10 protein-coding genes and 1 pseudogene are annotated in these 10590 nt (G+C 43.3%); 7 read left to right on the top strand and 4 right to left on the bottom strand.

The annotated features are described in order from the left end of the window. The 3 genes and pseudogenes from IM450_RS15435 to rpiA all read left to right on the top strand — a co-directional run. A pseudogene (locus IM450_RS15435) lies at window positions 1-161 on the top strand (RNA-guided endonuclease InsQ/TnpB family protein); the annotation flags it as partial. Window positions 162-205: 44 nt separating this feature from the next. Next, window positions 206-727, top strand: coding sequence for an RNA recognition motif domain-containing protein (locus IM450_RS15430; protein WP_002800672.1), 522 nt, complete (start codon window positions 206-208; stop codon window positions 725-727). A gap of 72 nt (window positions 728-799) precedes the next feature. Continuing rightward, window positions 800-1510, top strand: coding sequence for a ribose-5-phosphate isomerase RpiA (rpiA, locus tag IM450_RS15425; RefSeq protein WP_149985664.1), 711 nt, complete (start codon window positions 800-802; stop codon window positions 1508-1510). A 98-nt stretch (window positions 1511-1608) separates the two neighbouring features. Here the strand turns inward: rpiA and recF are convergent, their stop codons facing one another. Further along, window positions 1609-2736, bottom strand: a complete 1128-nt coding sequence (recF, locus tag IM450_RS15420; protein WP_002800677.1) for a DNA replication/repair protein RecF — start codon at window positions 2734-2736, stop codon at window positions 1609-1611. Between the two features lie 328 nt (window positions 2737-3064). Between recF and IM450_RS15415 the strand changes: the two genes are divergently transcribed. After that, on the top strand, window positions 3065-3637 hold the full coding sequence (locus tag IM450_RS15415; RefSeq protein ID WP_287667879.1) for a DUF2808 domain-containing protein: 573 nt from the start codon (window positions 3065-3067) through the stop codon (window positions 3635-3637). A gap of 87 nt (window positions 3638-3724) precedes the next feature. Here IM450_RS15415 and IM450_RS15410 read toward each other — a convergent pair whose 3' ends face one another. Then, the gene (locus tag IM450_RS15410; protein ID WP_287667876.1) at window positions 3725-4369 is read right to left on the bottom strand and encodes a Uma2 family endonuclease; all 645 of its coding nucleotides are present in this window, start codon (window positions 4367-4369) and stop codon (window positions 3725-3727) included. A gap of 313 nt (window positions 4370-4682) precedes the next feature. Between IM450_RS15410 and IM450_RS15405 the strand changes: the two genes are divergently transcribed. Both IM450_RS15405 and IM450_RS15400 read left to right on the top strand, forming a co-directional pair. Continuing rightward, a complete protein-coding gene (locus IM450_RS15405; protein ID WP_287667874.1) occupies window positions 4683-4859 on the top strand; it encodes a metallothionein in 177 nt (58 codons plus the stop codon). Between the two features lie 29 nt (window positions 4860-4888). Beyond that, a complete protein-coding gene (locus IM450_RS15400; RefSeq protein ID WP_287667872.1) occupies window positions 4889-5323 on the top strand; it encodes an ArsR/SmtB family transcription factor in 435 nt (144 codons plus the stop codon). On the opposite strand, the gene IM450_RS15395 is transcribed toward IM450_RS15400, so the two are convergent. Then, the gene (locus IM450_RS15395; protein WP_287667870.1) at window positions 5320-6108 is read right to left on the bottom strand and encodes a pentapeptide repeat-containing protein; all 789 of its coding nucleotides are present in this window, start codon (window positions 6106-6108) and stop codon (window positions 5320-5322) included. The two genes, IM450_RS15400 and IM450_RS15395, sit on opposite strands and share 4 nt — an antisense overlap. A gap of 200 nt (window positions 6109-6308) precedes the next feature. On the opposite strand from IM450_RS15395, the gene IM450_RS15390 reads away from it, so the two are divergent. Further along, entirely contained in the window at window positions 6309-9371 is a 3063-nt protein-coding gene (locus IM450_RS15390) for a DEAD/DEAH box helicase (RefSeq protein WP_287667868.1), read from the top strand. On the opposite strand, the gene IM450_RS15385 is transcribed toward IM450_RS15390, so the two are convergent. Further along, window positions 9368-10315 carry a DUF6515 family protein gene (locus IM450_RS15385; RefSeq protein ID WP_287667866.1) on the bottom strand — a complete coding sequence of 316 codons (948 nt, stop codon included), beginning with the start codon at window positions 10313-10315 and terminating at the stop codon, window positions 9368-9370. The two genes, IM450_RS15390 and IM450_RS15385, sit on opposite strands and share 4 nt — an antisense overlap. Between the last annotated feature and the right edge of the window lie 275 nt (window positions 10316-10590).

Here is a 10590-nt window from a genome sequence, read left to right as displayed (position 1 = left end):
ATCTCAACGGTACTGTTGGGCAAACAGAAACCGACCCAAACGCCTTGGGAGAGTCCGGCCTCTGGATTCTTAATGGAGACATTGAGAATCTAAGCTGTCTCGTTGAACAAGGAATTTCTAACAGCAATGTGGAAAGAATCCACCGTCACAGCGTAGCTTGACGGTGGGAGTATGTCAAATCACCCTATACTTGGAGGAATCTATCATGTCCATTCGTCTATACGTTGGTAATTTGCCCAAAGAATCCGTCGAGCGCGAAAAATTACAGGCGCTTTTTGCCGATGAAGGGGATACGATTACCACTAAAGTCATCAAAGATCGCAAAACTGGCAAATGTCGCGGTTTTGCCTTCGTTACCGTCCCTAGCGATGAACTAGCCGACCAGTTTATCGAAAAATACAACGGCCAATCCTTCATGGAAAACCCGATCAAAATCGAGAAAGCTCTCCCCCGCAGCAAGGGAGGTAAAGAAGAAGGAGAAGAAGCAGAAGGCACGGAGGCAAGCGTAGAAACCCCCGAAAAAGTCGAAAGACCGACTCCAAAACCGACGACAGCAGCACCGCGCAAATCCAGTGGTGGCGGCGGCAAAAAACGCAAGGCTGAACGGGGTGGCAGTAGTACCCCGAAAGTTACCAGCGATGGTGACGCTTTACAGCCAGATCCCCGTTGGGCCAATGAATTGGCTAAACTCAAGGAAATGTTAGCAGCTCAGGCCACTAATCCCTAATTCCATTGACAAGAGGGCAAGGGATAGCCGATAACTAAGAGGTTCAAAATATCGCTTTTAGGAATGTGCATCATGACAGCAATCGATCCGGTCATTCTTATGAAACAGGAGGTCGGGAAGGCCGCCGCTAATCTAGTTCAATCTAATTCGGTCGTGGGATTGGGAACTGGTTCAACGACGGCCTATGCGATCGAATATCTGGGCGCTAGACTGCAAAGCGGGGAAATCAGCAATATTGTCGGGGTTCCCACTTCTTTTCAAGCGCAAGTTTTGGCTAGGAAGTACGGAATTCCCCTCACTACCCTCGATGTCATCGTGAAGATGGATATCGCTATCGATGGGGCCGATGAGGTGGATCCCCAGAAAAATCTGATTAAAGGTGGCGGTGCTGCCCATACTCAGGAGAAAATTGTCGATAGTCTCGCCGATATTTTCGTCGTGGTAGTGGATGGCAATAAGCTGGTGGATAAGCTGGGATCGACTTTTCTTTTGCCGGTGGAAGTGTTACCCATGGCCATGACTCCGGTGATGCTGAAATTAGAGGCCCTCGGTGGTAAACCTTCTCTCCGCATGGGAGTGAAAAAAGCTGGCCCCGTGGTGACAGATCAAGGCAATTTAGTTATCGATGTTAAATTTGATAGTATCGATGATCCGGCTGATTTGGAAAGAACTATTAATAATATGCCGGGGGTTTTAGAAAATGGTTTATTTGTCGGGGTTGCTGATCTGATTCTCGTCGGTGAAATTATCGACGGTAAGCCGGTAGTCCGCGAGATTAGGTAGGATTAATTATTCTTAATCTAATAGTGAAACAGGCCGCAGGCCTGTTTTGTTATTATGGGTGTATACAGACAAAGAGCAAAATAAAGAGAGGCTATAGGCTAATAAAAAATATGTCCCTTTTTGACAGAAAATATCTGGGAAGATTGCAACCAACGGGACTCAAACGAACTGAGATGAGTGGTGGTAATTAAAGTTTGAAAACGGTCTTCGATCGCATCTAATAATTGATTTTGTCGTTCGATATCTAATTCCGCTAAAACATCATCGAGGAGCAGTAGGGGAGGTTCCCCGATAATCTGCTCTAATAACTGTAATTCCGCTAATTTCAAGGCTAAAACTAGGGTTCTTTGTTGTCCTTGGGAACCGTAGGATTTAGCGGGGTTTTGGTTAATTAAAAAATCCACTTCATCCCGGTGGGGACCGACTACCGATGTCCCTAGTTGTTTCTCTGCCAAACGACGGGTTTCAATCTTATCTAAAAAAGCCCTTTGTACCTCATTGACATCATCTTCTAGCCAAGGCACATTGGGAACATATTGTAATTCTAAAAATTCCGTTTTTCCGCTAATACTTTCGTGCCATTTTTGGGCTAAAGGAATTAATCTTTGCAGGACTCGCGCCCTTCTTCTCGTTACTCTTGAACCGGTTTCTGCTAGTTGTAAATCCCAGAGTTTTAGTTGGGATAAATCCGCATAAACTTTTCCCTCTAATTCCTGTTTACGAATCTCTTTTAAGAGGGCATTTCTTTGTCGTAAAACCTGATTATATTGCTGTAAAATATGAACGTATAGGGGTTCTAATTGAATTAATAAAGTATCTAACCAATCTCGGCGAGCTTCCGGACCACCGCGCACTAAATCCAGATCGAGACTAGAAAATTGTACCGCATTAATCACGCCCAAAAAATCAAGATGACGGCGCAGGGGTTGACGGTCACGGATCACGGTACGACGACCGGAAGAACGGAGAATTAAACTTAATTCTGATGCTCCATAAAGACGATTAACCCTAGCAAAAATTCTCGCCTCTGAGTCCGATTCTAGCACCAGATCCCGATCCTTGCTAACTCGATGGCTCTTGAGAGTGGCCAAAAGTTCGATCGCTTCTAGTAAATTGGATTTTCCTTGAGCATTATTGCCCAATAATATTGTTTTTTTGGACTCGAATTTTAGCAACTGTTCGGCATAATTTCTAAAACTGTGAAGGTGCAGGTGTTCTAGATACATTGCAAGTTGGGGGTTGGGGAATTATGAATTATGAATTGTGAATTATGAATTATAAATTATGAAGTGGGGTGTGGGGTGTGGGGTGTTGGGGGTGGGGGAGTGGGGAGAAAAAAGCTGATCACTGATCACTGACTCCTGATTGGGGAATTATGAATTATGAATTATAAATTATAAATTATGAAGTGGGGTGTGGGGTGTTGGGGGAGTGGGGAGAAAAAAGCTGATAACTGATAACTGATCACTGATCACTGATCATGGCAGAGGTTTGGGGTTAAGTGAATTTGCTATAATTCCCCTTGACAATCAATATTTTATAGTAGCTTTTACCTTGAAAATTCCTTTTTTGTCTTTAAAACAGATTGAAAGTCTATCTAAACTCGCTTTGATTGCTATATTCGCTTTTGATGCTCCTGTTTCCCTCGCAGGACAATTTCCCGATGGCAGAGTATTTTTTGAGAGTTCTCCCACTCTGGTTAATTTCTTCGCTACTTTCCAATCCGTGCGTGCTTGGGGAGCAAAATACTATCTTACCATCGCTCTGCCGCCGTCTCTCGGGGCGCCCTTGGGTAAAGTAACCATACAACAGCAGCCTAATATTCAAACTATTGCTTTTCTTGTTGATCAAACCTTTGCTTTTCTTGGCGATCGCAATCAGCGAGGCGAAAAATTAACCCTAAAATCCACTACCTTTGACCCCAATACTCAGACGATTACGGTCATTTTTGATCCTCCTGTCCCCCCTGGTAATACCGTTTCCATCGGTCTGAAACCAGTACGAAATCCTGATTATGGTGGTGTCTATCAGTTTGGAATTACTGCTTATCCCCCCGGAGACAATTCTCCCGGATTAGCTCTAGGAGTCGGACGTTTAACAATTTACGATGCTGGCGATCGCTGGTAGGCTGTTCCGCGTCTAAAAACAGTAATCAGTAAACAGTAAAAAGACAGTAGGAAACCTCAGTTCCCTGACTTCGTTGTACATTTGAAGTCAGGGATTAAGCGTTTGCTTGACCCAAATTCGGAATTGTTTTAATGCCATTGCACTACCGATTTTTTGACTATTTTGTAGCGTTTCTGGAATTTTTTCTATTAGATTAAATTGAGAAAATAGTCGGCTTTGGCAAGATTCAACGTATTCTGATCCTTGCAAAACATTGATTTCCAGTCTCTCCCCATCATATCGCCACAATTCAGGAACACCCAATCGCTCATAATTATTAAATCGAGTTCGCTTAGTGATATCAATTTCAATTGCTAAATCGGGAGGGGGATCAATAGCCAGATCAAGTCGCTTTTTTCCCCTAACGGCAGCACAATTTCCGATATAAAAAGACTCATCTGGTTCTATTCCTTGATCCATTTGTTGATTTTTAAAGGTTGTTGATCCGGCGGGTTCATAGTCTAACTCTAATTCATCCAGGAGAACTTTAACCAAATCCCCGATTAAAACTTTGGTGTTTTCATCAATAAAAAGAGGAGTCATTGCTTCTAAAGTTCCCTGACTATAAGATAGACGAATTGACCGTCGCTCTCCCAATTCGTCAAGAATTTTTTCATAATCTTGCCAAGTGAGTGAAGTTAACAACAGGCGGTCGCCTGGGGTAACAGTTAGTTGTTTTAATGCTAATAACATCAGAATTTGTCGCCTAAGTTGTTATGATTGGGCGGTTTAGTCAGTATTTAACTTTTTTCTACCTTAGACTATATATAGCAGTTTTCATCAGAATGAGGCATGGGCAAGGGGCTTAAACTCTTTGTTGGCAAAACTTGTCGATACCTCAGTAACGTGAAAAGCTCTATATGCAAACTGAAAACTCCAATCTGATCACTGATCAAGGAGAACTTCCCACCCGTCTGAGTTTTAGAAAAATTTAACTTTGTTCAATCCATGAACATCTGTTCAGATGTTATACTAAAGTCAGTAAAGAAGTTCAGAGGTAGTAACCATGATCGCTGTCACCACCATGAAATGTGCTTGTGAATCCTGTACGTGTCAAGTATCGATCGCCGATGCCATCAAAGAAAACGATAAATACTACTGTTGCCAAGCTTGTGCCAATGGTCACGTTAACGAGAACGAGAAAGGCGGTGGACACCCGGGCTGTTCTTGCAGTCAAATTTAGTTATTGGGGAGAAGGGGACAAGTATCGGCATGGAAGATTCGAGCGATACCTCCCTTTCTCAACTTTCCCTTAATAACCGATCAGGAAAAAATATGGCCCTAGAGAAAATAGCACCGGTTTGTGGGGAATCCCATCACCAAGAGGCGAAATTCCAGCACTTGCAGGGATTAGAAATCGAAAAAGCCCAAAAAATGGCCGAATTTTTCAGCCTTTTGGGGGATGCCAACCGCCTAAGAATTCTGTCGCTTTTAGCCAAACAAGAATTATGTGTTTGTGACTTAGCCGACGACTTAGGGATGAGTGAATCGGCCGTATCGCACCAGTTAAGAACCCTAAGAGCCTTAAGATTAGTTAAATACCAAAAACAGGGACGGAGAGTCTTTTATCGTCTTGCCGATCACCATGTTCTTGACCTTTATTACGCGGTCTCGGAACATTTAGAAGAGCCAGCGGACGAGGATTAAAACAGTCCCAAAGCGGGTAAAACAAACTGTAAGAGCAGAGAACCAATCCCCTGCACCATTTGGTCTAATTGAGCGTTGCCACCACCTTGTTCTTGCGGTTTTAGGGCGATTTCCATGCCTTTAATAAAATTCTCTGCCGCTTCGTAACCGGGGGTATTGCCTTGGCGTTGAAAGAGAGTCGAAGCCATTTGAGCATCCTGGGCCGCTAGAGCATTTTGTCCCAGACGATAGTGAGCCATGGCCCGGGCCAGATAGGCTGGAGCATATTCTGGGTTGATTGTCAAGGCCTTATTAAAATTTTCTATAGCGGCGCTGGTGCGTCCCTGTTTTCCTTCCACCATCCCTAGTCCGTAGAATAGTTCAGGAGTACCGGCACTACTGGGAATTCCCACCGCACCCTGCACGTATGCAGTGTCTAGTTTAGTGTTTTCGAGGTTAGCATTATTGAGATAAGCGCCTCTTAAATCCGCACCCGTCAAGATTGCTCCGGTTAAGTTCGCTCCAGTCAGATTAGCACCAAAAAGAGAGGCTCCGGTTAAATTAGCACCACTCAGATCCGCCCCACTTAAATTAGCTTGACTAAGATTAGCACCGACGAGATTGGCCCCATTTAATTTTGCCCCGACTAGATTCGATTGCACTAACCCTGAACCGCTCAGATCGCATTGGGGACATTTTCGGGTGGATAATAATTGCTGTAGGTGGTTTAAATCTTCCGTCTGACCAACTAGGGAGAAGTTAAGGGGAAGACTGAGCGCGAGGGTTAGGGCGATCGATTTGTACATAGTTTAAAATAACTCTATTTATTATTACTGATAATAACCATTCGATCGGGGCTAATCGCTGAACTAGATTCTACTTGAGAAATCAGCCCTTGTCCAGTAAAATAGAAGATTAGAGGCTCTTAACGTCAGAAGAAGCGACAAAATCGAGATTTGTTACCTTTTCAACAGCAGGTTTTTTAAAGGAATTTCCCTATTTCATAATGACTACTCTACACGGTAATTGGCTGATTGGTTCGCAGGATAGTGTTTTTTTTCTTTGGGGTGAACAGTGGCAAGGGAAGGAATTAAGTGAAACAAAGGAAAATCATCCTTTTTGTCTAGAATCTGGGGCATTAGCCCAATTTATCGAGAAATTTTCTCCTCAGCTTGACTGCTATTCTCCAGAATCAATCAAGCTCAGTTTGCCTAGTTATTCTCCCCCTAGGAAAAAATATTTTTTACCGCTGCTGTCGGGGCAAATTCTCGAACCCTCAACTAAATCCTTGTCTTGGCAACCATGGCAGATATCGGGATTAACTTTTTCTGCGGGGATGATAGTGCGGTTATGGGAAAAATTGCCCCTAGCTAAGGCCGAATTTATCGGCAATGATCTACGATTTTGGCTGTATTTGCACCGTTGGAGTTTAGATTTATTAGCAAGAGGGAAATTTTTAGCGGGAATAAATCAGGGTGAAAGTTGCTGGTATCCCCTGCTAGATAGTACCATCGATCGCACTCGTTTAGCTAAGTTTATCCAAACCATCCCCCCGGTCTGTCTTGCCTATCAAGAAAATAGCGAACCACAAACAATTATTCTCGATTGCTTAAAAAATATTGTCGATGCTCGTTTGCGACAAAAGATAGATAGTACTGTTAATATTTCGCCGTCATTGATGGTAAAACCTTGGCTACAATCTTTAAGCGGTGATCATCGTGAGATTGCCTTAGAAGCCAAGAATTTACAGCGCCTAGAAAATGCTTATAATAACTGGGTGTTTCCTATCCAAGAAAGTTTAGTTAATGGCAATAATCGCCAATTAATCGAGAATCAATACCGTGTCTGTCTATCCTTACAACCTCCCAGTTTAGGGACAGCGTGGAAACTCACCTATTATTTACAAGCGTTAGATGATCCCGAATTTCTCATTAGTGCCAAGTTGATTTGGTTAGAGGGCAAAGAAAGTTATCATAGTTATCAAAGAGTTGTCAATAATCCCCAGGAAATTCTCTTAAAAGGATTGGGATTAGCATCGCGATTGTACGAACCGATTAGAATTAGTTTAGAGCAGAGACACCCGGAGGAATGTTCTCTTGATTCGATCGAAGTTTATCAGTTTATTCGCTCGATCGCTTGGCAATTGCAAGATCAGGGATTAGGGGTAATTTTGCCAACGGGTTTAACTGCTGGTAGTAATGAACAAAGATTAGGAATTAAGATTGCTGCCACTGTCACTCCCAAAAAAGGAGAAAGATTAAGTTTAACCAGTTTGTTAAACTTTCAGCTTAAATTAGTGGTAGGGGAACAGGAAATATCGAAAAAAGATTTTGATAAGTTATTAGAGAAAAAATCGCCAGTGGTGGAAGTGGGAGGCAAATGGTTAATCCTACAACCTACGGATGTCAAAGCAGCTCAGGCAATTTTAAATAATACCATCGCTCCCCTTAATCTCTCGGTGGAGGATGCCCTGCGCTTGAGTTCAGGAGATAATAATCTAATTGCTAAACTGCCGGTAGTTAATTTCCAAGCGGAGGGAGCATTAAAGGAATTAATTGATAATTTAAATAACAATCAAGGGATTCAATTAATCAACCCACCGCGAGAATTTCGGGGGGAATTACGTCCCTATCAAATCAAGGGAGTTAGTTGGTTAGCTTTCCTAGAAAAGTGGGGTTTAGGTGCTTGTTTAGCCGATGATATGGGTTTAGGAAAAACCCCGCAATTAATCGCTTTTTTACTAGCATTAAAAGAAGAGGATATGTTAGTTAACCCCGTGTTAGTGGTTGCTCCCACTTCTGTGGTTAATAACTGGGAACATGAATTAAGAAAATTCGCTCCCAACCTGGCGGTTTTTGTGCATCATGGCGAAAAAAGATTAAAAGGCCAAGCTTTTGCTCAAGAGGTAAAAAATAAATCGGTTGTTATTACCAGTTATCCTTTAATCTATCGCGATCTGTCCAGTTTAGAAGCAGTACAATGGCAAGGTTTAGTTTTAGATGAGGCTCAAAATATTAAAAATTCTACGGCTAAACAATCCCAAGCAGTGCGAAAAATACCCGCAGGATTTCGGATTGCCTTAACGGGAACTCCCGTAGAAAATCGCCTGACGGAATTGTGGTCAATTTTGGATTTTCTCAATCCCAATTTTTTAGGAACTCAAACATTTTTTCAGCGTCGTTTTGCCCTTCCCATTGAAAAATACGGCGATCAAGAATCCCTGCATAATTTACGTTCCCTTGTCCGTCCCTTTATTTTACGGAGATTAAAAACCGATAAAAATATTATTGAAGATTTACCAGAAAAACAGGAAATGAATATTTTTTGTGGTTTATCGAAAGAACAGGGACAACTTTATCAACAATTAGTCGAGACAACGCTCCAGAAAATTGAAGAAACTCAAGGAATTCAGAAACATGGATTAATTTTAACCTTGCTAATGCAACTAAAACAAATTTGTAATCATCCCGCACATTTTTTGAAAGAAAATAGTTTAGAAACCAGTCAAAGATCGGGAAAATTATTACGTTTAGAAGCCATGGTAGAGGAAGTGATAGCAGAAGGCGATCGAGCTTTAATTTTTACACAATTTGCCGAGTGGGGAAAACTCCTACAAACCCATCTCCAGAAAAAATTAGCCGAGGAAATATTATTTCTGTCCGGTTCTACCAAAGCAAAAGATCGGGTAGAAATGATCGAGCGCTTTCAAAATGATCCCCAAGGACCAAAGATTTTTATTCTCTCCCTGAAAGCAGGGGGAACAGGATTAAATTTAACCCGCGCTAATCACGTTTTTCATATCGATCGTTGGTGGAATCCGGCCGTAGAAAACCAGGCCACCGATCGCGCTTTTCGCATCGGACAAAAACGCAATGTTCAGGTACATAAATTCATCTGTACGGGAACCCTAGAGGAACGCATTAATGAGATGATCGAAAGCAAGAAACAATTAGCGGAACAAACCGTAGATGCTGGGGAAAATTGGTTAACAGAATTAGATACCGATCGCCTGCGAGATTTATTATTATTAGATCGATCGGCAATTATTGATGAAGAAGAAACCGATTAGAAGCGAACCACCTGATAAACCGTGGAACCATTCTCAAACAGGGGCTGATAGTAAATACCGCTGCAATTGTAATAAAGCGTATTGTCAGCCGTAATTGTGGTGCAGCCGTCGGGAAGATAGGTGACAATCGCACCGATGGGAGGGGCCACCACCGTGTAGGAACTACCGCTAGGCTGAAGATAGATGCCGTCCGAGTAAATGTAGGAAGTAGAACCCACATAGACGGTATTGTAGTAGGGGGGGAGAGTAGCGATCGCTGAACCGATGACTAAGCCGGTGGTCAAACCCACCCAACCCCAACCCGGGGGGACGTAATAACCGCCACCGTACCAACCGCCACCACGCCAGTAACCATTGCGATTATCGTCAATAAAGTTTTGACGGTTCTGTTGGCGATCGCTAACCTGCTGCTGCCGTTCACCCTGTCTTTCGCTGCGTTCCCCTTGACGGATATCGGTTCTTTCGCTGCGTTCCCCCTGCCGTTCACCCTGTCTTTCCGTGCGTTCCCCTTGACGGGTTTGTTGACTGGTTTGCTGTTCCCCCTGTCTTTCCGTGCGTTCCCCTTGACGGTTTTGTTGACTGGTTTGCCGTTCCCCCTGTCTTTCCGTGCGTTCCCCTTGACGGTTTTGTTGACTGGTTTGCCGTTCCCCCTGTCTTGCGCTGCGTTCCCCTTGACGGTTTTGTTGACTGGTTTGCCGTTCTCCCTGTCTTCCAGAAAAATCTCTAGAGGGTTGGGAACGATTACTAAAATTCCCTCGGTTTTGCAGATCACTACTGCGGTTAACCCGTGGGGAAGCTCCACCACCGCCACGACTACCACCACCACCGCCACGACTACCGCCACCACCGCCACCGCGAGCGTCCACATAATCCGTGATCAGTAAACTTGTACCCAAAAGGAGGGCGGCAAGAACACATAAGTTTTGACGTAAAGATCTTTTCATAGCTCGGACTCCTTGATTTTTTTATTCGCCTTGGCTGCTTATCTTCCCAGATTATTTTCTGCAAGCGTTGGACGGTTTCTGGTGCAAAAAAACGCTCTCCTGTTTCTAGACACACTCTGGCGGGAACATCTTCGATAAGTAGGTAGGCGTTAAAAATTATCAGACACCACCCTGATCAAGGGGGGACTAAGGGTAGGGTTGATTCATGAATCAACCCTACTATGAATCAACTCTAGGACTAAGGGGGGATCGAACCTAAAATCCATTTTTAATTT

The sequence above is a fragment of the Microcystis sp. M083S1 genome, assembly GCF_020246405.1.
Lineage (GTDB): Bacteria > Cyanobacteriota > Cyanobacteriia > Cyanobacteriales > Microcystaceae > Microcystis > Microcystis aeruginosa_C.
This window is presented reverse-complemented; position numbering and strand designations above follow the sequence as displayed.